This is a genomic window from Nocardiopsis sp. SBT366 (genome assembly GCF_001083815.1).
GTDB lineage: Bacteria > Actinomycetota > Actinomycetes > Streptosporangiales > Streptosporangiaceae > Nocardiopsis > Nocardiopsis prasina.
In genome coordinates this window covers 1-23,679 of the sequence record NZ_LAVM01000068.1, presented here as the reverse complement: position 1 = coordinate 23,679, position 23,679 = coordinate 1, and the positions used below count along the sequence as shown (strand labels likewise).

The 23,679-nt window shown below is 70.8% G+C and carries 20 protein-coding genes; 13 read left to right on the top strand and 7 right to left on the bottom strand.

Going from position 1 to position 23,679, the window contains the following annotated elements; genetic code table 11:
• The first annotated feature begins 106 nt into the window (after positions 1 to 106).
• The 5 genes from ADX84_RS19145 to ADX84_RS19125 all read left to right on the top strand — a co-directional run bounded on the left by ADX84_RS19145 (position 107) and on the right by ADX84_RS19125 (position 6,191).
• Entirely contained in the window at positions 107 to 2,389 is a 2,283-nt protein-coding gene (locus ADX84_RS19145) for a SpoIIE family protein phosphatase (protein ID WP_049576984.1), read from the top strand.
• 251 nt (positions 2,390 to 2,640) lie between these two features.
• A complete protein-coding gene (locus ADX84_RS19140; RefSeq protein ID WP_049576979.1) occupies positions 2,641 to 3,540 on the top strand; it encodes an ABC transporter substrate-binding protein in 900 nt (299 codons plus the stop codon).
• Positions 3,537 to 4,397, top strand: coding sequence for an amino acid ABC transporter permease (locus tag ADX84_RS19135; protein ID WP_049576975.1), 861 nt, complete (start codon positions 3,537 to 3,539; stop codon positions 4,395 to 4,397). Before ADX84_RS19140 ends, ADX84_RS19135 begins: the two co-directional genes overlap by 4 nt.
• A complete protein-coding gene (locus tag ADX84_RS19130; RefSeq protein ID WP_199776640.1) occupies positions 4,394 to 5,176 on the top strand; it encodes an amino acid ABC transporter ATP-binding protein in 783 nt (260 codons plus the stop codon). The genes ADX84_RS19135 and ADX84_RS19130 overlap by 4 nt, the downstream gene beginning before the upstream one ends.
• A gap of 289 nt (positions 5,177 to 5,465) precedes the next feature.
• A complete protein-coding gene (locus ADX84_RS19125) occupies positions 5,466 to 6,191 on the top strand; it encodes an NPP1 family protein (protein WP_049576972.1) in 726 nt (241 codons plus the stop codon).
• A gap of 202 nt (positions 6,192 to 6,393) precedes the next feature.
• On the opposite strand, the gene ADX84_RS26415 is transcribed toward ADX84_RS19125, so the two are convergent.
• Positions 6,394 to 6,561: a hypothetical protein gene (locus ADX84_RS26415; protein WP_017544010.1), complete on the bottom strand. Its 168-nt coding sequence runs from the start codon at positions 6,559 to 6,561 to the stop codon at positions 6,394 to 6,396.
• 28 nt (positions 6,562 to 6,589) lie between these two features.
• Positions 6,590 to 7,732 (bottom strand): acyl-CoA dehydrogenase family protein, encoded by a 1,143-nt coding sequence (locus ADX84_RS19115; RefSeq protein WP_049577001.1) that lies wholly within the window; start codon positions 7,730 to 7,732, stop codon positions 6,590 to 6,592.
• 201 nt (positions 7,733 to 7,933) lie between these two features.
• Between ADX84_RS19115 and ADX84_RS19110 the strand changes: the two genes are divergently transcribed.
• The 4 genes from ADX84_RS19110 to ADX84_RS19095 all read left to right on the top strand — a co-directional run bounded on the left by ADX84_RS19110 (position 7,934) and on the right by ADX84_RS19095 (position 12,002).
• Entirely contained in the window at positions 7,934 to 9,946 is a 2,013-nt protein-coding gene (locus ADX84_RS19110; RefSeq protein ID WP_049576967.1) for an MDR family MFS transporter, read from the top strand.
• Positions 9,947 to 10,062: 116 nt separating this feature from the next.
• The gene (locus tag ADX84_RS19105) at positions 10,063 to 11,205 is read left to right on the top strand and encodes an acetyl-CoA C-acetyltransferase (protein ID WP_049576962.1); all 1,143 of its coding nucleotides are present in this window, start codon (positions 10,063 to 10,065) and stop codon (positions 11,203 to 11,205) included.
• 115 nt (positions 11,206 to 11,320) lie between these two features.
• The gene (locus ADX84_RS19100) at positions 11,321 to 11,560 is read left to right on the top strand and encodes an AbrB/MazE/SpoVT family DNA-binding domain-containing protein (RefSeq protein ID WP_049576957.1); all 240 of its coding nucleotides are present in this window, start codon (positions 11,321 to 11,323) and stop codon (positions 11,558 to 11,560) included.
• On the top strand, positions 11,547 to 12,002 hold the full coding sequence (locus ADX84_RS19095; RefSeq protein WP_082206619.1) for a type II toxin-antitoxin system VapC family toxin: 456 nt from the start codon (positions 11,547 to 11,549) through the stop codon (positions 12,000 to 12,002). The genes ADX84_RS19100 and ADX84_RS19095 overlap by 14 nt, the downstream gene beginning before the upstream one ends.
• A gap of 91 nt (positions 12,003 to 12,093) precedes the next feature.
• On the opposite strand, the gene ADX84_RS19090 is transcribed toward ADX84_RS19095, so the two are convergent.
• Positions 12,094 to 13,326, bottom strand: a complete 1,233-nt coding sequence (locus tag ADX84_RS19090) for a winged helix-turn-helix domain-containing protein (RefSeq protein WP_049576942.1) — start codon at positions 13,324 to 13,326, stop codon at positions 12,094 to 12,096.
• A gap of 41 nt (positions 13,327 to 13,367) precedes the next feature.
• The gene (locus ADX84_RS19085) at positions 13,368 to 15,275 is read right to left on the bottom strand and encodes an acyl-CoA dehydrogenase family protein (RefSeq protein WP_049576939.1); all 1,908 of its coding nucleotides are present in this window, start codon (positions 15,273 to 15,275) and stop codon (positions 13,368 to 13,370) included.
• A 333-nt stretch (positions 15,276 to 15,608) separates the two neighbouring features.
• Between ADX84_RS19085 and ADX84_RS19080 the strand changes: the two genes are divergently transcribed.
• Together ADX84_RS19080 and ADX84_RS19075 are read left to right on the top strand one after the other, a co-directional pair.
• Complete coding sequence (locus ADX84_RS19080; protein ID WP_199776639.1) at positions 15,609 to 16,433, top strand: exodeoxyribonuclease III; 825 nt, start codon at positions 15,609 to 15,611, stop codon at positions 16,431 to 16,433.
• Positions 16,434 to 16,441: 8 nt separating this feature from the next.
• Positions 16,442 to 17,365 (top strand): PfkB family carbohydrate kinase, encoded by a 924-nt coding sequence (locus ADX84_RS19075; protein WP_049576933.1) that lies wholly within the window; start codon positions 16,442 to 16,444, stop codon positions 17,363 to 17,365.
• A gap of 45 nt (positions 17,366 to 17,410) precedes the next feature.
• Here the strand turns inward: ADX84_RS19075 and ADX84_RS19070 are convergent, their stop codons facing one another.
• Together ADX84_RS19070 and argS are read right to left on the bottom strand one after the other, a co-directional pair.
• Positions 17,411 to 18,016: a YceI family protein gene (locus ADX84_RS19070; protein ID WP_049576930.1), complete on the bottom strand. Its 606-nt coding sequence runs from the start codon at positions 18,014 to 18,016 to the stop codon at positions 17,411 to 17,413.
• 305 nt (positions 18,017 to 18,321) lie between these two features.
• Positions 18,322 to 20,067, bottom strand: a complete 1,746-nt coding sequence (argS, locus tag ADX84_RS19065) for an arginine--tRNA ligase (protein WP_049576927.1) — start codon at positions 20,065 to 20,067, stop codon at positions 18,322 to 18,324.
• Positions 20,068 to 20,165: 98 nt separating this feature from the next.
• Between argS and ADX84_RS19060 the strand changes: the two genes are divergently transcribed.
• The gene (locus ADX84_RS19060) at positions 20,166 to 20,606 is read left to right on the top strand and encodes a protein-tyrosine phosphatase family protein (RefSeq protein WP_049576922.1); all 441 of its coding nucleotides are present in this window, start codon (positions 20,166 to 20,168) and stop codon (positions 20,604 to 20,606) included.
• Positions 20,607 to 20,634: 28 nt separating this feature from the next.
• On the opposite strand, the gene plsX is transcribed toward ADX84_RS19060, so the two are convergent.
• A complete protein-coding gene (plsX, locus tag ADX84_RS19055; RefSeq protein ID WP_049576918.1) occupies positions 20,635 to 21,714 on the bottom strand; it encodes a phosphate acyltransferase PlsX in 1,080 nt (359 codons plus the stop codon).
• Between the two features lie 431 nt (positions 21,715 to 22,145).
• Between plsX and ADX84_RS19050 the strand changes: the two genes are divergently transcribed.
• Positions 22,146 to 23,489 carry a KamA family radical SAM protein gene (locus ADX84_RS19050; RefSeq protein ID WP_049576914.1) on the top strand — a complete coding sequence of 448 codons (1,344 nt, stop codon included), beginning with the start codon at positions 22,146 to 22,148 and terminating at the stop codon, positions 23,487 to 23,489.
• Positions 23,490 to 23,679: the final 190 nt, after the last annotated feature.

Below are 23,679 nucleotides of genomic sequence, written 5' to 3'. Positions count from 1 at the left end.
CGCTGCGGGAACGTTGACGGTGTTGCTACGCTCGCCCCAAGGTGCGGTCGTTCGGGGTACCCGGAGCGGGCATGTATGCAGCTCATGACGGCGAGGTGGCGGCTAGATGACACGGTGGGGTGAGCCCTTCCGGGAGAGCGACGCGCTCGCCACGGCCGAGGTCGTCGACCAGGCCCAGATCGCCATCGTCGTCATCGACCGGTTCAGCCTCCTTCGTTACTGGAACCCGTACGCCCGCGAGCTGTTCGGGTTCGTCGGCGGGCGCGACTACGTCGGCCTGTCGCTGCTCGACATCGGCATCCACGAGTCCGACCGCGAACACGCCTCGCAGCTGGCGCGGCGTGTGCTGCGCGGTGAGCCGTGGGAGGGCACGTTCGCCGTGCTCAAGGGCGACTCCACGTGGATCCACGTGCGCGCCCAGGCGGTGCCCATGCGCGACGAGTCCGGCGAGATCGACGGGATCACGCTCATCGCCCGCGAGGCGCTGCGCAGCGGCCGGGTCGAGGAACAGTACGGACTGCTCGAACGCATCGGCAGCCGTCTGGCCAGCTCCCTGGAGTTCGACTCCACTGTCAGGGGCGTGGCCGGGATCCTGGTGCCGCAGTTCGCCGACCACTGCTTCATCGACCTCTACGACCGCGACCGCCTGGTCAGACAGGTCTCCGTGCACGCCGAGGGCTGGATGCCCCCGGCCAACACGTGGTTCGACGTCGGGGACGAGGTCCGCTACCCCGAACGCCACTTCGTCACCCAGGCGATGCGTCGCCTGGAGACGGTGGTCACCAGCGACTACCTCTTCGAGAACTCACCCAGTGACCGTTCCGACAGGGTCTCCCGCCAGGTCGGCGTCACCTCCGCCATCGCCGCCCCGCTCCGGGCCCGCGGCGAGGTCCTCGGCGTGCTCACCCTGGCCCTGTCCGGGCTCTCACCGCGGCAGAAGAGCAGTTACGGCGGCTTCGACCGCGACCTGGTCGGCGCCATCGCCTCCCGGGTCGCGCTGGCCATCGACAACGCCCGGCTCTTCGAGGAGCAGCGCAGCACCGCGGTGGCCTTCCAACGGAGCCTGCTGCCCACCGACTTCCCCGCCCTGGACGGCCTGACCGTCGCGCACCGCTACCTTCCGGCAGGCCCCCTCCAGGGCCACGGGCACGGCATACAGACCCAGGTCGGCGGCGACTTCTACGACGCGATCCCGCTCTCCGCCGGACGCGTCGGGCTCGTGATCGGCGACGTCGAGGGCCGGGGCCCGCACGCGGCCGCCGTCATGGGCCAACTGCGCGCCGCACTGCGTGCCTTCGCCCAGGCCGACCGGGAGCCCGCCGACATCCTGCGCGAGCTCGACGAGTGGGTCCGACAGCTCGGCATCCCCGACAGCGGGGGCGGCGTGTGGATTCCCAGCGTCAGCTGCCTGTACATGGTCTACGACGCCTGGTCCCGCGAGCTGTCCTACGCCAACGCCGGGCACGCTCCGCCGCTGCTCATCACCTCGGAGTCGGTCGAGACCCTCGACCTGGAGGTCACCGACCGCATGCTGGGCGTGCGCGCCAAGGGCGGCTCGGGCGAGGACATCGTCTACCACCAGGCCAACCTGCGCCTGCCCCTGGGCGCCACCCTGGTCATGTACACCGACGGACTGGTGGACCGTCGGCCCGTGGGCGGCAAGGCCGACCCGGAGCGCGCGCTGGCCCGGATGACCGAACGCGTCGCCGAGGTCGCCGACAAGGACGTGGACCAGATCGCCGAGGCCGCCGTGCACAGCGTGCCCGGCGTGCTGGACGACGACACCGCGCTCCTGGTGGTGCGCACCCACTCCGAGGAGCTGGCGCTGCGCGAGGGCTGGTTCCCCTCGGAGGCCTCCACCGTGGGCGCCGCCCGGCACCTGGCGGCCGACACCTTCAAGGAGTGGGGGGTCGACCGCGACCAGGCCGAGCTCGCCTGCCTGCTGGTCTCGGAGATCGTCACCAACGTGGTCATCCACGCGACCCCGCACCCGGTGCACCGCGAGTTCACCGGCAGCGGTGTCCTGGACTCGGAGACCCCGATCGACGCCGCCGGTGGTGCGGCCGACGAGTTCGACGAGGACTGGAGCGACCTGCTGGAAGCGGTCGCGGAGGAGGACGAGTCCGCCGAGGACCCCGCAGACAAGGAGTTCCTGCTCCGGTTGCGCCGTGGGGCCAACGCGGTGTGGGTGGAGGTCTTCGACCACGACCTGCGCCTGCCGCGCATCCGCAGCGCCGCCGCGGACGACGAGGGTGGACGCGGCCTCTACCTTGTGGAGCAGTTGGCCAGCCGCTGGGGATCGCGCCCCACTCCGGACGGCAAGGCGGTCTGGTTCGAGATGCCCATGCAGGCCGAGGTCCGAGAGGCCGAGAAGGACGACGAGGAGTAGCCGGGGCGCTCCGGGAGCGCCCCGGCCCGCCGCGTGGCTGTCGGCCGGTGCCCGTCCACAGGGGCCCGGTGAAGGACGCCTCGTGGCCGGGGCGGATCGAGGACGGATCGTGCGACGAGGTGACCGCGGCCCGACGGTCCGCCGGGCCGTCCCCCTCCCGGTGAGAGTGACGGAAAAGACCTGGTTGTCCACTGCTTTGGTCGCTAATGTGGGGAAATCATCGTCCCCCGCCTGAGCCTCCGGAGCACCCCATGCCCCTGCGACCCCGAACCCGTGGTCCCCTCACCGCCTCACCCTTCGTCCGGCTCGGGGCGGTCGCGGCCTCGGCCGTGCTGCTGGCCACCGCCTGCTCCCCGGAGGACCCGGGCCCGGTCGCCGAGGGCGACGCCGCCGACTGCGAGCCCGGGGCCCTGCCCACGCTGACCGACACCACCCTCACCGTCGGCACGGACAGTCCCGCCTACCCGCCGTGGTTCGTCGGGGACGACCCCGCCAACGGTGAGGGATTCGAGTCCGCGGTGGCGTACGCGGTGGCCGAGGAGCTGGGATACCCCGCCGAGCAGGTCGAGTGGACCGTGGTGACCTTCAACAACGCCATCGCCCCCGGCCCCAAGGACTACGACTTCGACGTCAACCAGTTCTCCATCACCGAAGAGCGGCGGGCGGCCGTCGACTTCTCCTCGCCCTACTACGACGTCCGACAGGCCGTGGTGGCGCTCTCGGACGGCGACACGGCCGGGGCCGAGAGCCTGGACGACCTCCGGGAGCTGGTGATCGGCGCCCAGGTGGGCACCACCAGCTACGACGCGCTGGTCGCGAGTATCGACCCGGAGCAGGAGCCCCTGGTCTTCAACAACAACGACGACGCGAAGCAGGCGCTGGAGAACGGTCAGGTGGACGCGGTCGTCCTCGACCTGCCCACCGCCTTCTACGTCACCTCCGCCGAACTGGAGGACGCCGAGATCGTCGGGCAGCTACCGAAGGCGGACTCGGCGTCCGAGGACGAGTCGTTCGGGCTGGTCCTGGACCTCGACTCACCCCTGACGGACTGCGTCACCCGGGCCGTGGACACCCTGCGGGAGGACGGCACGCTCGCCGAACTCGAACAGGAGTGGCTCGCCGACGCCGCCGACGCCCCCGAACTGTCGTGACCGGACCCAGGGAGCCACACGTTCCCAGCCTGCTGGAGACGGAGCGCGGCACGTTCCGCCGCCGCCAGGGAGTGCGCTCGGTCCTGGTCGGCGCACTCTCCACGGCGCTGCTGGGCGCCGTGCTGGTCACCGTGGTGGTCGGCTCGCCCGGGTGGGAGCGGGTCCGGGAGACCTTCTTCGACCTCGACGTGGCCCGCGACGCCCTCCCCGCCGTCCTGACCGGGCTCTGGCTGAACCTGCGCGTGCTGGTGTTCTGCGCGCTCGGCGCGCTGGCCCTGGGCCTGCTCGTGGCGATCATGCGGACCCTGCGCGGGCCCGTGTTCTTCCCCCTGCGCGCCCTGGCCGCCTCGTACACGTACGGGTTCCGGGGCGCCCCGCTGATCATCGTGCTGTACCTGATGACCTTCGGTGTGCCCGGGCTCCGCCTGGAGGGCACGCCGAGCGTGCTCGTGCTCGGCGGGATCGCGTTGGTGATCACCTACGGCGCCTACATCGCCGAGGTGTTCCGGGCGGGGATCGAGTCGGTCCACCCCAGCCAGATCGCCGCCGCCCGCTCGCTGGGGCTCACCTACACACAGGCCATGCGCTGGGTGGTGCTGCCACAGGCGGTCCGCCGAGTATCGCCGCCGCTGCTCAACGACATGGTGGCCCTGCAGAAGGACGTGGGGCTGATCTCCCTGGCCGGGCCGATCGACGCCATCCGCGCGGCGCAGATCGCCACCGCGCAGACCTACAACTTCACCCCCTACGTGGTGGCCGGGGTGCTGTTCGTGCTCATGGCGATCCCGCTGGTGGCGGTGACCGACTGGGTGACCGTACGGGCCGCCCGCAGACAGTCCTCGGAGGGCGCAAGGTGAGCGAGCTCGAACGGCTCTCCCAACTGGAGGGCGACGTCCCGGTGCTGCGGGCGCGCGGCGTCCGCAAGGAGTTCCGCGGCGACGTGGTGCTGAACGGGCTCGACCTCGACGTGCCCGAACACGGTGTGGTGGTGCTCATCGGCGCCTCCGGCTCCGGCAAGTCCACGCTCCTGCGCTGCGCCAACCTGCTGGAGCCGATCAGCGACGGCTCCATCCACCTGGACGGCGAGCACGTCACCGACCCGAGGGTGGACCCGGACCGCGTGCGCCGCCGGATCGGGATGGTCTTCCAGTCGTTCAACCTGTTCCCGCACATGTCCGTGCTGGACAACGTCACGCTGGCCCCGCGCCGTGTGCACCGCAGGCGGCGGGCGGAGGCCGAGGAACGGGGGCGCGCCCTCCTGGACCGGGTCGGCCTGCTGGACAAGTCGGGGGAGTACCCGGACCGGCTCTCCGGCGGGCAGCAGCAGCGGGTGGCGATCGTGCGGGCCCTGGTCAACTCCCCGCGCCTGCTCCTGCTGGACGAGGTGACCAGCGCTCTGGACCCGGAACTGGTCGGTGAGGTGCTGGACCTCGTGCGCGGGCTGCGTGAGGACGGAATGACCATGCTCCTGGCCACGCACGAGATGGGGTTCGCCCGTCAGGTGGCCGACACGGTGTGCTTCCTCGACGGCGGACGCATCCTCGAACAGGGGCCGCCGGAGCGCGTCCTGGGCGATCCGACCGAGCCGCGCACCCGTCGGTTCCTCCAACGCATCATCGACGCCGGACGGCTGTGACCGTCCTCCGACTCCTTTTTCGCTGGTCGGGGACAGTGTCGCGGTAAACCTGTTTCCGGCCGCGAAAAAAATGCGGCGCACCCGTCTTGTTTGTCTGTAGTCGGCTGGTTACTTTATTCAGTGGTAAAGGGACTGACCGGCGCGGAGAATGGCGGTGTGCGCATTGCGGGAAGACGGCGCGAAAGTGGCTCCGGGTTCCTCGTGGGGTTTCATGGAACAAAGTCCCAAGAGGTTCCCGGGGTCGCTTCGCCTCCCGAAGGGGTCCGCCCTACGCGGCGGAGTCTCACTTGTGGGAGCGCTGGCCCTGGTGGTCGCGATGGCCACACCGGCCTTCGCGGAACCGCCGCCCGCGCTACCCGCCCATTCCTCCGAGGCCGAGGCCAAATGGCAGCCCGCCTTCGACTACGACACGGACGGTTGCTATTCCACCCCCGCCATCGGTCCGGACGGAACTGTCGCCGAGGGGCTCAACACCTCGGGTGCGTTGAACGGAAACTGCCGGGACCAGTCGGACCTGGACAACACCAATTCCTATTCCCGGTCCAGCTGTGACGGCAGCGGGTGGTGCGCGTACATGTACGCGCTCTACTTCGAGAAGGACCAGATCATGCACGGCTGCTGCGGGCACCGGCACGACCTGGAGCACGTCGTCGTCTGGGTGTTCGAGGACGAGGCCCGCTACGTGTCGGCCTCCGCGCACGGCGGCTACGACACCCGCGCGGCGGAGGACCTCCTGTGGGAGGGCACGCACCCCAAGATCGTCTACCACAAGGACGGCGCCTCGACCCACGCGTTCCGGTTCGCCGCCGACCACGACGACCCGCCCGAGAACCACTACGGCGAGTGGCAGTACCCGGACCTGGTCGGCTGGGAGGGCTACCCCGAGGGGATCCGGGAGATCTTCGTGACGGCCGACTACGGTGCGGCCCAGCTCGACCTCAAGGACGAGCGGTTCGCCGACTCCCTGGCCAAGGCCCTGCCCGACGGGATCGACTTCGACCCGTACGCCCCCTGACCTGGCCACGAGAACCGGCCCGCCCCCGACCCGCCAGACCATCACGGCCGGGTTCGCCCGCACGGTCCTCACCCGCCTTTGGATCGTGCGCCGTGCCCGTCCCTCCCCCCGGACGCCGGAAGGCCCGCCACCCCAGTCGAGGAGCTGGGATGGCGGGCCTTCGGTGTGCGTCGGGGACTCCGGTGTCCTGGCGCGGGCGCGCTCAGCGGTAGGAGTTGGCCCACAGGAGCAGGCAGACGAAGACGAAGAAGACCACGATGCCGCTGGTCGCCCAGGGAATGTGGATCTTCGGTCGGAGCTTGCGCACGGCGATGACCAACAGCACCGCCAGCAGGCCCATCACGATGAGGCCGTCCCACGATCCGCTCACGACCGGTCCCTTCGGGGTTCGGGGGGTCCTACAGGCCCAGGCCCCTGCCGACGATCTCCTTCATGATCTCGGTGGTGCCACCGTAGATCGTCTGGACGCGGGAGTCCTGCCAGGCCCGTGCCACGGGGTATTCCATCATGTACCCGTACCCGCCGTGAAGCTGGAGGCAACGGTCCATCACCCGGTTGCACATCTCGGTGGTCCACCACTTGGCCTTCGCCGCGTCCTCCACGGTGAGCTCACCCTTGTTGAGCAGCTCGACCCCGCGATCCACGTAGGTCCGGGCGATGTCGACCTCGGTCGCCAACTCGGCCAGGACGAAACGGGTGTTCTGGAACCGCCCGATCGGCCGTCCGAAGGCGGTCCGCTCCCGGCAGTACTCGATGGTGTGCTGGAGGACGTGGTCCGCCGAGGCCACGGCACAGGTGGCGATGGACAGCCGCTCCTGCGGCAGGTTCTGGAGCAGGTGGATGAACCCCTGGCCCTCGGTCCCGAGGAGGTTGGCGGCCGGCACGCGGACGTCGTCGAAGAACAACTCGGCGGTGTCCTGCGCCTTCATGCCGACCTTGTCGAGGTTGCGGCCGCGCTCGAACCCGGGGGCACCGCGCTCCACGGCGATCAGGGAGAATCCCTGCGCCCCGGCGTCGGGGTCGGTCTGGCAGACCACGATGACGAGGTCGGCGTTGACGCCGTTGGTGATGAAGGTCTTGCCGCCGTTGACGACGAACTCGTCGCCGTCGCGCACGGCGGAGGTCCGGATCCCCTGGAGGTCGCTGCCGGTTCCGGGCTCGGTCATGGCGATCGCGGTGATCAGCTCGCCGCTGGCGAAGCCGGGCAGCCAGCGTCGCTTCTGCTCGTCAGTGGTCAGACCCACCATGTAGGGCGCCATGACGTCGTTCTGGAGGGTGATACCCGGGCCGCTCGCGTGCGCTCGGCAGATCTCCTCGTTGACGATCTGGTTGTACCGGTAGTCGTCGAGGCCGGTGCCGCCGTACTCCTCGGGCACCCCGTGGCCGAGCAGGCCGACGGTTCCCGCTTTGACCCACACCTCCCGGGGCACGATCCCGTCCTTCTCCCACTGGGCGTGGAAGGGGACGACGTCCCGCTTGAGGAACTCGGCCACCGATTCGCGGAAGAGGTCGTGGTCGGCGTCGAAGAGTTCCCGCTTCATGCTCTGCTCCGAGGTGTCGGGGATCACTGTGTTCCCACACGGTAACCGAACCACGTTCGGTTTTGAAGTACGGGGGGCAAGCCGGAGCAAAGTTCCGGGTGGCCTGGGCGGTTCCCTGGAGTGGGGCGGTTTCCGGTTCCTAGGGTGGACCAGCAGCCGGGCCGTGGAGAGTCGGGCGGCCCGACCCCGGGAGGCGATTCGATGTCACACAGCCCCGCCGACCAGCGCGAGTCCCACGGAGGGCGGATCGCGCTGATCATGACCGCCCTCATGCTGGCCGTCCTGCTTTCGGCGCTGGACCAGACCATCGTCTCCACGGCGCTGCCGACGATCGTCTCCGACCTCGGCGGACTCAACCACCTGTCCTGGGTGATCACCGCCTACCTGCTGGCGGTGACCGCCAGCACCCCGCTCTGGGGCAAGCTCGGTGACCAGTTCGGCCGCAAGCGGCTGTTCCTGGGGTGCATCGCGATCTTCCTCCTGGGCTCCGTCCTGTGCGGTCTGGCCCAGGACATGCTCCAGCTGGTGCTGGCCCGCGGCCTCCAGGGAGTGGGCGGTGGCGGACTCATGGTGTTGGCCTCGGCGATCATCGGCGACGTCGTCTCGCCCAGGGAGCGCGGCAAGTACCAGGGCCTGTTCGGTGCCGTCTTCGGGGTCTCCAGTGTGGCCGGGCCCCTGCTGGGCGGGCTGTTCGTGGACCACCTGTCCTGGCGGTGGGTGTTCTACGTGAACCTCCCGCTGGGGCTGATCGCCTTCCTCACGGTCCTGGCCGTCCTGCCCCGGCAGGACCCGGTCGGCCGCCGCGACATCGACTACGCGGGCATCGTGCTGCTGGCCGCCACCGCCGTCTGCCTCACCCTGGTGGCCTCCTGGGGCGGCGGGGTCTACGGCTGGCTCTCGTGGCAGATCCTCACCCTGGGCGCGGCGGGGCTGGCCCTCGGGGTGGGCTGGTGGCTCACCGCGCGCCGCGCCCCGGACCCGGTGATGCCGCTCAGCCTGTTCCGCAACCCGACCATCGTGGTCGCCATGGCCATCGGCTTCTGCGTGGGCTTCGCGATGATGGGCTCGATGGCCTTCCTGCCGCTCTTCCTCCAGATCGTGCACGGGCTCTCCCCGACCGCCTCGGGACTCCATCTGCTCCCGATGGTCATGGGCATGCTGATCACCTCGATCACCAGTGGCCGCCTGGTCACCCGGACCGGCCGCTACAAGGTGTTCCCCATCGCGGGTATGGCCCTGACCGCGATCGGGCTCTTCCTGATGTCCGGCATGGGGCCGGACAGTTCCCTGTGGGAGATGGGTGCCTACTTCTTCGTCCTGGGCTCCGGACTGGGCCTGGTGATGCAGGTGGTGGTCCTGGTGGTGCAGAACGCCTCCTCCTACGACGACCTGGGGGTCTCGACCTCGTCCGCGACCTTCTTCCGCTCCGTCGGCGGCTCCTTCGGCACGGCGGTGTTCGGGTCGGTCTTCGCCGGACAGCTCGCCTCGAACCTGGCCGCGCGGGCCGGGAGCCTCGACCTCCCCGCGGGGGTCGACGCGACCTCGCTGGAGAGCGACCCGAGCGCCATCGACCGCCTGCCGCCACAGGTCCAGGCGGGATTCCTGGAGGTCTACGCCGACGCCATCGACACCGTGTTCCTGTGTGCCGTACCGGTCGCCCTCGTGGGGCTGGTGCTCGCCCTCTTCCTGCGGCAGGACGTACTGCGCACCACCATCAGGACCCCGGACCTGGACGAGACGGTGTCCCCGGTGGCCGCCCCCAGCCGCAGCGCCATGGAGCAGGTGGAGCGCGAGATCTACGCGGCCTGCGGGGCCGAGGGCACGGAGACCATGTACCAGCGGCTGCGGGAGGCCTCCGGCCTGGAGGTGTCGACGGAGGCCTGCTGGGCGCTGAGCCACATAGGGGTCCAGGGGCCGCTCGGGGTGACCGCCCTGGTGCGGATGTCGGGCCTGAACGCCGCCCGGTGGGAGGACGCCCACCAGGAGCTGCTGGAGGCGGGCTACCTGGCCGACGACAGCGACCCCTGGGAGCTGAACTGGCGCGGGGAGGACGCGGTGCGGCAGTTGTACGAGGCCCAGCGGACGGCGCTGCGCTCATTGCTCTCCGACTTCGGTCCCGACGAGCACCCGGACGTGTTCGACGTCCTGGAGCGGGTCACGGGCACCACACTCGGCAACGGGGAGGGCGGGCGCTGGGGCGACCGCACGGACTGACCACCGGCGACCAGTGCGGGCGCCCGGAAGGCGGGGCCGGGGTCTTGCCGGGGAATTCAAACCGAATACAGTTCGGTTCTATAGGACGTCACATTCCACGCCCCTTGGAGGACCCAGTGGCTGAGGCCTACATCGTCGGTGCGGTGCGCACCCCCGTCGGCACCAAGAAGGGTGCCCTGGCCGCCGTGCACCCGGCGGACCTGGGCGCACACGTCCTCAAGGAGCTCGTCGAGCGCACCGGGGTCGATCCGGCCGCCGTCGAGGACGTCATCATGGGCGTCGTCAGCCAGGCCGGTCCGCAGGCGCTGGACCTTGCCCGCACCGCGTGGCTGTCCGCCGGCCTGCCCGAGTCGGTCCCCGCCGTCACCATCGACCGCCAGTGCGGCTCCTCGCAGCAGTCCATCCACTTCGCCGCCCAGGGCGTCATGTCCGGTACCCAGGACCTGGTCGTGGCGGCGGGCGTGGAGAACATGGGCATGGTCCCCATGGGCGCCAACGTCCAGTTCGCCCTCGACAACGACCTCCCGCTGTACGGCGAGGGGTGGGTCAAGCGGTACGGCTTCCAGGAGATCTCCCAGTTCCGGGGCGCCCAGCTCATGTGCGAGAAGTGGGGCTACAAGCGCGAGCAGCTGGAGGAGTTCGCGCTGGAGAGCCACAAACGGGCCGCCGCCGCGCAGGAGGCCGGGTACTTCGACGCGCAGATCGCCCCCATCGCCGGGGTGACCAGGGACGAGGGCGTGCGCCCGGACACCACCCTGGAGAAGATGGCCGGGCTCAAGCCGTTGCGCGAGGGTTGGGAGCTCACCGCCGCGATCGCCAGCCAGATCTCGGTGGGCGCCGGTGCGCTGCTCATCGCCTCCGAGCGCGCCGTGGAGCGACACGGCCTGACCCCGCTCGCCCGTGTCGTGCAGCTGTCGCTGGTGGGCGACGACCCGGTCTACATGCTCACGGCCCCGATCCCGGCGACCCGGATCGCTCTGGACAAGGCGGGTCTGGGCATCGACGACATCGACGTCACCGAGATCAACGAGGCCTTCGCCCCGGTCCCGATGTCGTGGACCGAGGAGCTCGGCGCCGACCCCGCCAGGGTCAACCCCAACGGCGGTGCCATCGCCCTGGGACACCCGCTCGGCGCAACGGGCGCGATCCTGATGACCAAGCTGGTCAACGAGCTCCACCGGACCGGGGGCCGCTACGGTCTCCAGACCATGTGCGAGGGCGGCGGCCAGGCCAACGTCACCATCGTCGAACGCGTCTGATCCCCCCGACCTCGAAGGGCCGCGCACCACCGGGTGCGCGGCCCTTCGTCGTGGAACACCCGGAGTTGGTTCGGATTCTCCAGAAGTAATACCTGCGAAGTATTACCCTGGCTCCATGAGGATCACCGAGAAGGGTCAGGTCACCATCCCGGTCGAGGTGCGTAGGAGACTCGGCCTCAGCCCCGGAGATGAAGTCGAGTTCGTCCTGGAGGGCAACGGTGCGCGTGTGGTTCGCGCGGCGACCGAGCCCTCGCGTGGCCAGCGTCTCGTCGAGCGACTGCGCGGTAGGACCACGACCAGCATGAGCACGGACGAGATCATGGAGTTGACCAGGGGAGACGATGACGACTGCTGAGTCCGTCAGGTCCTGCCTGGAAAGTGACGGATCCGGGCCCTCCTCCACGATGGTCGACACCAACGTGCTGCTGGACGTCCTCACCGGCGATCCCACCTGGGGTGAGTGGTCGGAACGGGCCTTGGCGGAAGCGGCTGATCGGGGCCCGCTGCTGATCAACCCGATCATCTACGCGGAGGTTTCTGTCGGTTTCACCCGGATCGAGGAGCTGGACCTGGCGCTGGGCGGCGACTTCGTTCGCTCCGACCTGCCCTGGGAGGCGGCCTTCCTGGCCGGGAAGTGCCACCTCCGCTACCGGAAGCAGGGCGGGACCAAGCATCCGCCGCTGCCGGACTTCTACATCGGTGCCCACGCGGCGATCGAGGGCCATCACCTCCTGACCAGAGACGCCCGGCGATTCCGAACGTACTTCCCGTCGGTGAAGCTGCTCAGTCCGAACTAGGTGACCACCGCCCCAGCGCGAAGGCCCCTCGGGCCCCCGGGTCCTTCCACGGACCTCGATGGGCCGCGCACCACGGGTGCGCGGCCGTCCGTCAGCGGACGGGGTGGGTGAGCCCCTCGCCGCCCACGCCGTTCTCCAGGCCGAGCCAGGCCGCCATCTCCTCCAGCTGGTCCACCAGCGCGGGCATGGTGTCGGCGGGTGCGTCCTCCTCCAGGGTGACCTGGCGGGCGAGCAGGGTGCCCGAGGCGCGGTCCGCCTTGAGGTCCACCCGGGCCACCAGGTCCTCCCCCAGGAGGAAGGGCAGCACGTAGTAGCCGTGCACCCGCTTGGCGGCGGGCACGTAGATCTCCAGGCGGTAGCGGAACCCGAACAGCTCCTCGGCGCGGTCGCGGGTCCACACCAGGGAGTCGAACGGGCTCAGCAGCGCGCGGGCGTCGACCTTGCGGGGGACACGGGCGTCCCGGTGCAGGTAGGCGGGGCGTTCCCAGCCGCGCACGGTGACCGGCAGCAGCTCGCCGGAGTCCACGAGGTCGGCCACGGCGGCACGGGACTCGACGCCCTTGAGCCGGAAGTAGTCGCGCAGGTCGGGCTCGGTGGCGATCCCGTGGGCGCGGGCGGCGATGGCGACCAGCTCCCGGTGGGCCTCCTCCGGGGTGGGGTGCGGGAGGGCGTGCACCTCGGCGGGCAGGACGCGTTCGGGCAGGTCGTAGCGGCGTTCGAACTGGGTGTTGCGGCCGTTTGCGGTGAGGTCACCGATCCAGAACAGGTACTCCAGGCACCGCTTGACCTCGGACCAGTTCCAGCCCCAGTGGTCCTTGGCGCGCGGCACGTCGTGGGCCAGCGCGGCCTCGACCTCGCGGGCGGTGGCCGGGCCGAGCTGTGCCACCTCCTCGTGCACGGCCTTGACCAGCTCGGGTCTGTCCTCGCGGATGCCGTTCATCCACCCCACGTTCCGCTGGGCGCGGTTGTGCTCCATCCGGTACCGCATGAGGCGGTGCGTGGCGGGCGGCACCAGGCTCGCCTCGTGCGCCCAGCACTCCACCAGCCGGGCCGGGCTGTCGCCCACGCTCGTGGTGGTGGCCCGGTCCAGGAGATCGGGGGAGTAGGCGCCCAGCCGCGCGAACACCGGCAGGTACTGGCTGCGGGCGAGCACGTTCACGCTGTCGATCTGGAGCAGGCCCACGCGGCGGACCACGCGCGCCAGGTGGGCGAGCGTGGGCGTGGAACCGGGGCCGGGGTCGTGGAAGCCCTGGGCGGCCAGGGCGATCCGGCGGGCCTGCGGCAGTGAGAACTCCGCGTCGCGGCGGGGGTGCGGTGCAGCCATGTGATCACCGTATCCGCGGCCGACGACACTTCCGGGAGCGATCAGCCCATCCGGCGGTGAAGGTCCTCGGGCGGGGAGGGCCCGGGGTCGGTCGGGGCGATCCACGGCCCGGGCACGGACGGGTCGAGCACGCCCTCCTCAAGCCACGTGTAGGAGTCGGCCATCAGACGCCGGGCCAGTCTGCCGTCGAGTGCGTCGGTGTTGGACCACAGCCCCTCGAAGAGGGCGTCGACCCGCAGCCGGGACTGGCGGCAGAACACGTCGGCCACCTGCAGCGGCGACGTACCGCGCTCGGGATGGGCGTCCGCGTCGGCGCGGGCCCGAACGACCACGGCGCTCGCCGCGAAGAGCTCGGCGCCGATGTCCACCACGCGCCCGAGGAAGCCCTGCCGGGCCTCCAACCCTCCCTGCCAGCGGGACATGGCGTAGAACGTGGAGCGAGCGAGGCGACGCGAGGCGCGCTCGACGAAGCGCAGGTGCGCGGCGAGCGGCCCGAACTCCTGGAAGGCCGACGGCACCTGACCCCGGCCGACCACCAGGGTCGGCAGCCACCGGGCGTAGAAGCCGCTCGCCCTGACGGCGGCTCGCGCCTTCTCGGAGCGACTGGTGTCGGGGTCGACGAGGTCCCCGGCCACGGACAGGTGCGCGTCCACGGCCTCACGGGCGATCAGGAGCCTCATGATCTCCGTGCTGCCCTCGAAGATCCGGTTGATCCGCAGGTCGCGGAGCACCTGCTCGGCGGGCACCCCGCGCTCACCGCGCGCGGCCAGGGAGCCGGCGGTCTCGTACCCGCGCCCGCCCCGCACCTGGACCAGTTCGTCGGCGACCCGGTGGGCCATCTCGGAGGTCCACAGCTTGGCGAGGGCCGCCTCGATCCGGATGTCGTGGCGGCCGTCGTCGGCCATCCGTCCGGTCAGGTCGAGCACGGCCTCCATCGCGTAGGAGGTCGCGGTGATGAAGGACAGCTTCCGGGCGACCTCCTCGTGTCGGCCCACCGGCCGACCCCACTGGACGCGCTCGCGGGACCACTCACGGGCGATCCCGGTCGCCCACTTGCCCGCTCCCGCGCAGAGGGCGGGCAGGGAGAGGCGGCCGGTGTTGAGGGTGGACAGCGCGATGCGCAGGCCCTGACCCTCCTCGCCGATCCGCTGGTCGGCGGGCACCCGTACCCGGTGCAGGCGGGTGACCCCGTTCTCCAGTCCCTTCAGTCCCATGAAGCGGTTGCGGTGCTCCACGGTGACACCGGGGGAGTCGCCCTCCACCACGAACGCCGTGATCCCGCCCCGGCGTCCGGGCCCCTCGGGCACCCGCGCCATCACCAGGAGGAGCTCGGCGACCACGCCGTTGGTCGTCCACAGCTTCACCCCGTCCAGCAGGTACGCCGACCCGTCGTCCGTGGGCGTGGCCGTGGCGCTCAGCCGCGCGGGGTCGCTGCCCACGTCGGGTTCGGTGAGCAGGAAGGCGCTGACCGCGCCCCGGGCGCAGCGCGGCAGCAGGGTTCGCCGCTGTTCCTCGGTGCCGAACATGGACACGGGCTGGGGGACGCCGATGGACTGGTGGGCGGAGAGCAGGGCGGCGATCGCGGGGCACACCGAGCCGACCAGCATCAGGGCGCGGTTGTAGTGGTACTGGGTGAGGCCGAGCCCGCCGTACTCGGTGGGGATCTTCATCCCGAAGGCGCCGATCGCGCGCAGCGCCGCGACGGTCTCGTCGGGGACGCGCTCCTCCAGCTCGACGCGCGGGGCGTCGACGCCCTCGCACACCTCCCGCAGCAGGGAGAGGAAGGCCTCCCCGCGCCGCGTCTCGGACTCACCCGGGTACGGGGGGTGGACCAGGTCCAGGCGCAGACGGCCCAGGTACAGCTCCTTGGCGAAGCTGGGTCGGGTCCAGTCGCTCTCCCTGGCCTGTTCGGCCACCCGTCGCGCCTCGCGGGGATCAACCGTCGACATGACACGTCCACCTCACCGGGGGAGGGTCTGTGTGGCCTCTCCCACAGGCCTACCCGAAGGGTGTGTGTCTGATACCCATGAGGTCCCTGGTGGGCGGGGGGATGGGGCGACACCCTCCCCGGTCCGCGCGAAAAACCTTGCGCACAATGCGAACCGTTGGAGGGGCCAGGCCGTCCAACGAAGCGCGACTGAAACCAACCGTGCATGTGCCGGGAGTCGCCGAACCCCGGTGCGGAGGACGGCCGCACCGGGGTTCCTCGTGTCCGCTCCCCTCACCCCGCGTGTTCGGCCAGGTCGGGGCGGTCCGTCGGCGCGATCCTCTAGCCTTTGGCTGTGCGTATCGCGACATGGAATGTGAACAGTGCCCGGGCCAGGGCCGAGCGGATCGGCGACTGGCTGGACCGGAGCGACATCGACGTCCTCGCCATCCAGGAGACCAAGGCGCGCGACGACCAGTTCCCCGAGTCGGTCCTCACGGACCGCGGGTACGAGGTCGCCCACCACGGCCTCTCCCAGTGGAACGGGGTCGCGATCGCCTCGCGGGTGGGGCTGGAGGACGTCCGGATCGGCTTCCCCGGCCAGCCCGGCTACGGCGACCCCGAGGAGCGTGAGGCCCGGGCCATCGCCGCCACCTGCGGCGGGGTCCAGGTATGGAGTCTGTACGTGCCCAACGGCCGCGAGATCGACCACCCCCACTACGCGTACAAGCTGCGGTGGCTGGAGGCCCTTCGCGCGGCGGGCGCCGCGAGCCTGGCGCAGGACCCGGATGCGCAGATCGCCTACGTCGGCGACTTCAACATCGCCCCGCAGGACGACGACGTGTGGGACATGGCCGCCTTCGAGGGCCTCACCCACGTCACCGAACCCGAGCGCACGGCATTCGGCGCGCTGGTCGACGCCGGGTTCTCGGAGGTCGTGCGTGACCACACGCCCGGCCCCGGCGTCTACACGTACTGGGACTACAAGGCCCTGGCCTTCCCCAAGCGCAGGGGCATGCGGATCGACTTCGTGCTCGCCTCGCCCGCACTGAGGGCACGGGTGACCGGTGCGAGCATCGACCGCGAGGAGCGCAAGGGCAAGGGCGCCTCCGACCACGCCCCCGTCATCGTCGCCCTCGACGGTGCGGACAGCCAGCCGGCCGAACGGCCCAAGAAGTGACCTGGGGAATGAGCAGAGAAGTGGACAACGAAGTGAGCGCCGCGCCGCGCCTCGCCGTGCTCGGCAGCGTCAACATGGACCTGGTGGCCTACGTGGACACGGTCCCGGGTGGCGGTGAGACCGTCACCGGCACGGGCTTCCGGCAGATCCCGGGGGGCAAGGGCGCCAACCAGGCGGTCGCGGCGGCGCGGGCGGGTGCGGACGTGACCTTCCTCGGCGCCGTCGGCGACGACGCCTTCGGGGGGGAACTGCGCGCCAACCTGGTGTCCGGCGGGATCGACGTCTCCGGTCTGCGCACGGTCCCGGGAGTGTCCGGGGTCGCGCACATCGTCGTGGACGGCCGGGGCGGCAACCGGATCATCGTGGTTCCGGGCGCCAACGCCGAGGCCGGGGCGGTCGACGGTGACCAGGCGCGGGTGGCCGACGCCGCGGCGCTGCTGCTCCAGCTGGAGCTGCCCATGGAGGCCGTGGTCGCCGGGGCGCGGCTGGGCCGCGGGCTGGGCGTGCCGGTCTACCTGACCCCCGCCCCCGCGCGGGAGCTTCCGGACGAGCTCCTGGCCAACGTGGACGTGCTCGTGCCCAACCAGCACGAGGCCGCCGCCATCACCGGGCACACCGAACCGCGCGCCGCGCTGGCGGCGCTGCTGGAGAGGGTGCCGGAGGTGCTGTTGACGCTGGGCGAGGACGGCTCGCTGTTCGGGCGCCGGGGCGAGGAGCCGGTGCACGTTCCGGCGTGGAAGGTGGAGGCCGTTGACACCACGGCGGCCGGTGACACGTTCTGCGGCTCGTTCGCGGTGGCCAGGGCCGAGGGGCGGTCGGCGCGGGAGGCGATGGAGTTCGCCGCGGCCGCCGCGGCGATCTCCGTGGGACGGCACGGAGCCAGCTCGTCGATGGCCCCGCGGGACGAGGTCGAGGCCCTGCTCAGGGGCTGATCGGGGCGGTCGGACGGGATCGGGCGCGTGCCCTGGCCACGAGGGTCAGGGGGTGTGCCCGATCTGCTTGAGGAACGGTGCGGGGTCCTGGTTCTGGAGGCGGACCTCCAGCACGACGTCGACGGTGTCCCCGACGAGGCGGCCGCCCCAGGGCACGGGCCCGCCGTCGCCGACCCCGAAGTCGGACAGGCTGATCCGGGTCGTGGCGGAGAAGAAGTGGCCGTAGGTGTCGTTCGGAGAGGCGTAGTCGGGGGCCTCGCCCACCCATGCGGCGTCCAGGACGACGGGGAGCGCCGTTCCGTGGATCTCGAGGTCGCCGTGCAGGCGGAAGGAATCCTGCTTCCGGCCGGGTTCCACACGGGTGGAGGTGAAGCGGATCCGCGGGTGGCGCTCCACGTCGAGGAAGTCGGCGGAGCGCAGGTGCGCGTCGCGCGCGTTGACACCGGTGTTGACGCTGTGCGCGTCGATCACGACCTCCACCGAGGAACGCGCGGGGTCCTCCATCACGTCGACCCGCCCGTCGGCCCCGCCGAACGTGCCCTGGACTCGGCCGAAGCGCAGGTAGTGCGCGACGAAGATCAGGCTGGAGTGCAACGGGTCGAGGTGCCACGTTCCGGGGCCCGGGCCGTACTCGGTGGGGATGAATGCCATGGGTGTTAACTCCCTTTGTGTCCGTTATAGGACATTAGTCCTCACACTGTAGGTCGGATGCTCGACCAGAACCCCTGGTTTGCCCCTGACCTGCGGAGAGACTTTCGACTCGCCCCACCCGGGAAGCTTCGTGTCGGCGCCGGACCGACACCGCACATGCCGACACCGCGCACACGAAGGGAGGGTCGGAGCCCGTGGCCCCGACCCCCGACACCGCGCACACGAAGGGAGGGCCGGGGCCCGTGGCCCCGACCCTCCCGACGTGCACGCGCGCCGACGCGCCACGGGGCGCGCCCCGCACACGGCTACATGTGCTCGGGCGACTCCACACCGAGCAGGTCCAGACCCTGGACCAGCACACGCAGCGCCACGGACACCAGTGCCAGCCGCGACTCGCGCTCGGCGTCGGTCTCCGCCGTCAGCACCGGGCAGTGCTCGTAGAACGCGGTGAGGTTCTGCGCCAGCTCGAACAGGTACGTCGACAGGCGGTGCGGCTGGAGGTGGTCGCCCACCTGCTCCACCACGGCGCCGAAGCCCAGCAGCTTGAGCGCGAGTTCGCGCTCGGAGCCCTCGGAGACGGTGATCCGCCCCTCGACGGCTCGGGGGTCCACCTCGCCCTTGCGGAAGATGGACCGGATCCGGGCCTGGGCGTACTGGATGTAGGGACCGGTGTTCCCGGTCAGCGCCAGCATGCGGTCGAAGTCGAACACGTACTCGGTGTCGTGCGAGACCGACAGGTCCGCGTACTTCACCGCGCCGATGCCGACCTTGCGGGCGATCTCCGCCTGGCTCTCGGCGTCCAGGTCGGGGCGGTTCTCCGCCACCACGGCCGCCGCCCGCTGGATCGCCTCGTCCAGCAGCTGCACGAGCCGGACCGGGGCGCCGCTGCGGGTACGCAGGATCTTGCCGTCCGGTCCCAGCACGTTGCCGATCTGCACGTGCGTGGTCTCGACGCTCTCCGGCAGCCACCCCGCCGCGCGCGCGGCGGCCCACACCATCTTGAAGTGCATGGCCTGCGGAGCGCCGACCACGTACAGGATGCGGTCGGCCTTGAGGTCGTCCACCCGGTACCGGACGGTGGCCAGGTCCGTGGTGGCGTAGCCGTAGCCGCCGTCGCTCTTGCGGATGATCAGCGGGACCGGCTTGTCCTCGCGGCCGGTGAAGCCCTCGAGGAACACGCAGAGGGCGCCGTCGCTGATCTCGGCGATGCCCTTGGCCTCCAGCTCGTCGCACACGTCGGCGAGCATCGCGTTGTAGCTGCTCTCACCGGCGAGGTGTTCGTCGGTGAGGGTGACGCCCAGCTTGGCGTAGACCTTGTTGAAGTAGACCCTGGACAGGCCCACCAGCTTGCGCCACAGGCGCAGGGTCTCCTCGTCGCCGCCCTGGAGGGCCACGACACGGCGGCGCGCGCGGGCGGCGAAGTCGTCCGTGCCCTCGCCGGAGGAGTCGAACTTGGTTCGGGCCGCCTGGTAGAAGGCGTTGGGGTCCGTGGTGAGGAGGTCGGACTCCTCGGACTCCTCGCCGACCTCCAGCAGGTGCTCGATGAGCATGCCGAAGGGGGTGCCCCAGTCACCGATGTGGTTCTGTCGGATGACGTTGTGGCCCAGGAACTCCAGGGTGCGGGCCAGGGAGTCGCCGACCACCGTGGTGCGCAGGTGCCCGACGTGCATCTCCTTGGCCACGTTGGGCGCGGAGTAGTCGAGCGGGATGTTCAGGCGCTCCTGGACCGGAACGCCCACGCGCGGGTCGTCGAGGAGCTGGCGCGTCTGGTCGGCGATCCAGTCCTCGCGGAGCGTGAGGTTGATGAAGCCCGGCCCGCTGACCTCGACGTCTCTGCACACGTCGGTGACGTCCAGGTGCTCCATGATCGCCGCGGAGACCTCGCGGGGCTTGCGGCCCAGGCGCTTGGCGAGCGCGAGTGCGGCGTTCGCCTGGTAGTCGGCGAACTGGGACGGGCGGACGACGGGATCGGTGTCGGCGAACTCGGGGCCGAAGGCGGCGCCGAGGGCGGACTGGACCCGTCGCGAGAGTACTTCCTGCGGGTCGACCATGCCCCTAAGACTACCGACCGCCTCTGCCCCTCCCGACAGGTTTCAAACGGACCCCCGGGGCGCCGATTCGCCGGGGAGCGGCCGGATACCCTCCCTCCATGAACCAACCGTGGAACCCCGAAGCCCCCGGTGTGTTGAGGCTCCCGTCCGGTCGCGTGGTCCGGGGCCGCGGCCTGGGCTACCCGTTGCCGCAGGGCCCCGTGCCCGTGTTCGGGCTGTACCTGCTGGACCACGAACCGCCGACCTTCACCTGGTCCGGTCGCTGGGTGCACTGGCCGGACTTCGGCCTGCCCGCCGACGACGCGGACGCCCTGGCCGCGCTCCGTGAGGCCCTGGAACGCGCGGACCGGGAGCGGGTGGAGCTGGCCTGCCTGGGCGGGCGGGGCCGGACCGGGACCGCGCTCTCCTGCCTGGCTGTGCTGGACGGGGTGCCCGCGTCCGAGGCCGTGGCCTACGTGCGCGAGCACTACTCGCCGCATGCGGTGGAGACCCCCGAACAGGAGGCCTACGTGCGGGCCTTCGGCGGCTCCGAGGGCTGAGCCGGGGGGAGAGCGGCCCGGGTCCGGCTCAGCGCTCCTCGGAACGGCGGTGGAGCCAGTGCGGGGAGCGCAGGGGCACCCGGCGGCGGATCTGGTCGCCTATCCGGCCGCCCGCGAGGTCGTGGGCGAGCCGACAGGCCTGCGCGACGCCCTCGGGGTGGCTGTCGCCGTGCGCGATGACCACGGTGCCGTTCAGGCCCAGCAGGGCGGCGCCGCCGTAGGTCTCGCTGTCGAACCGCTCCCGCACGCGGCGCAGGGCGCCGCGCTGGAGCAGGGCCCCGGTCCGGGCCAGGGTGGACGAGGTGAGCGCCTCCTTGAGGGCGTTCATCGTGAACGCGGCGGTCCCCTCGATGGTCTTGAGCGCCACGTTCCCGGTGTGGCCGTCGGTCACCACCACGTCGACCCTTCCCCGCAGCAGGTCGTGGCCCTCGATGTTGCCCCGGAAGTCCATGGACTCGGAGTTCTCCGGGGCCGCCAGCAGTTCGCTTGCCCTGCGGATCAGTCTGTTGCCCTTGCCGGGCTCCGAACCGATGTTGAGCACGCCCACACGGGGGCGTTCCACTCCGAAGGCGGTCTGGGCGTAGGCGCACCCCAGGTGCGCGAACTGGACCAGCATCTCCGGTTTGGCGTCCGCGTTGGCCCCGGCGTCCACCAGGATCGTCGGCACCGGGCCGGTCGGCAGGGTCACCGCCAGAGCCGGGCGCAGCACCCCGGGCTGGGTGCGCAGCCGCACGGTGGAGGTGGCCACTATCCCGCCGGTCGAGCCCGCCGAGACCAGCGCGTCCGCGTCGCCCCGGCGGATCAGGCGACAGGCCACCGCCGCGCTGGAGCGGGGCCGACGCCAGCTGGCCAGGGCTCCCTCATCCATGGCGATGTTGTCCTCGGCGTGCACCACCGGGATGTGGCGCAGGGCGCCCTCCTCGGCGAGCTGGGCGGCGATCTCGGTGCGACGCCCCACGAGCAGGACCCGCAGGCCCAGCTCGCGGAAGGCCATGACGGCGCCGCGTACGATCTCCCGGGGGGCGTTGTCGCCGCCCATGGCGTCCACCGCGATGATGGGCGGTGACGTGCGCGGTACCGGTGCGTCCGCGTCGGGTGTGCCAGTCACAGCTTCCTCACACGGTCGGTTGGTGCTGACGGACGGGAGTGGCGTGTGGTTCGCGCGGTTGGGCGCGGGCCCACGGCACGGATGAACACGCCCCTTGGGGGCCGCGCGGGGTGATGTGGTGACACGCTATCGGGTCGCCCTCCCGCTGACTGCGGACGGCACCTTCGTGTACCCGTGCGAGGATACTTCCTGTATGTCCAGGTCAGGGCTGGATATTACGCAGAGCGGGTACAAAGCCCCTAGACGGGGTATATCCGCTCGCTGGCTGAGTCGCTGAAAACACTCTGGTCACAGCCGATAACTGATTTTTCATCCCCAGGTGGTCGCCCGGCACCCGTATGCCGGAGCCACCGGGTCAGGGCTGCCCTGCTCCACGCGGGCGGGCCCCTGTCCAACCGCAGGAGAGGAGAGGCGTGAGCGTAACGCCAGACGTGGCACAGTCCCCGTCCGCCGGACGTCGGTTTCGTGCCTACACGACGAAACACCTTGACGAGCTCACGGCGAGAGCCGGTCTCGCGGCTGACGAGCAGCTCGCGGTCAAGGCGGTCGCCCATGTGCTGCCGTTCCGGGTCAACAGCTACGTCATCGACGAGCTGATCGACTGGGACGCCGCTCCCGACGATCCGATCTACCGCCTGGTCTTCCCGCAGGCCGACATGCTCCCCGCGGACGACGTCTCGCGGATCGCCGACCTCATCAGTGCCGGGGCGGGCCGCAAGGAGCTCAACGAGGCCGCCAACGGGGTCCGCGCCAAGCTGAACCCGCACCCGGCCGGGCAGATGGACCTCAACGTGCCCACCACGGGCAACGAGGAGCCCATCCCGGGCATCCAGCACAAGTACAAGGAAACGGTCCTCTTCTTCCCGAAGCAGGGCCAGACCTGCCACGCGTACTGCACCTACTGCTTCCGCTGGGCGCAGTTCGTCGGTGACGCCGACCTCAAGTTCGCGTCCGGCGAGATCGACCAGATGGTCGACTACGTGCGCAACCACCCCGAGGTCACCAGCGTCCTGTTCACCGGTGGCGACCCGATGATCATGGGTGAGGGGGTCATCTCCCGCTACATCGAGCCGCTGCTGGAGATCGAGCACCTCGAGGCGATCCGGATCGGGACCAAGGCGCTGGCCTACTGGCCGCAGCGCTTCACCACCGACCCGGACGCGGACGACACGCTCCGCCTGTTCGAGAAGGTCGTGGCCTCGGGCAAGAACCTCGCGTTCATGGCCCACTTCTCGCACCCGAACGAGATGAAGTCCGAGCTCGTGCAGGAGGCCGTGCGGCGCATCCGCGCCACCGGGGCGATCATCCGCACCCAGGCGCCGCTGATCCGCACGATCAACGACGACTCGGCCACGTGGGAGGACATGTGGCGGACGCACCTGCGTCACGGCATGGTGCCCTACTACATGTTCGTCGAGCGTGACACCGGCCCGCAGGACTACTTCGCGGTGCCGCTGGCGGAGGCCTACGACATCTTCCGGGGTGCCTACCAGAAGGTCTCCGGACTGGCCCGGACCGTGCGCGGCCCGTCGATGTCGGCGACCCCGGGCAAGGTGTGCGTGGACGGCGTGACGGAGATCTTGGGAGAGAAGGTCTTCGTCCTGCACTTCATCCAGGCGCGCGACCCGGAGCTGGTCGGCCAGCCCTTCTTCGCCAAGTACGACGAGAAGGCCGCCTGGCTGTTCGACCTCAAGCCCGCCTTCGGTGCCACCCACTTCCCGTGGGAGAACGCTCCGATCGGCGCCAACGGCCGGGTCGCCCCCGCCCGCCTCTAGCGGGAGGCCCCGTCCGCCCCGGTGGGCGGGGCGGCGGACAGCGGAGCCCGGCACCCTGGTGGGTGCCGGGCTCCGTCCGTGTCCGTGTCGTGGACGGATGCAGGCCGCCGTGGGACGGGTGTCGACCACGGGGCCGACGACGCGGACACGGTCCCGGGATGGTCTGCCTGTGGGGGAGGTGAGGAGGGCC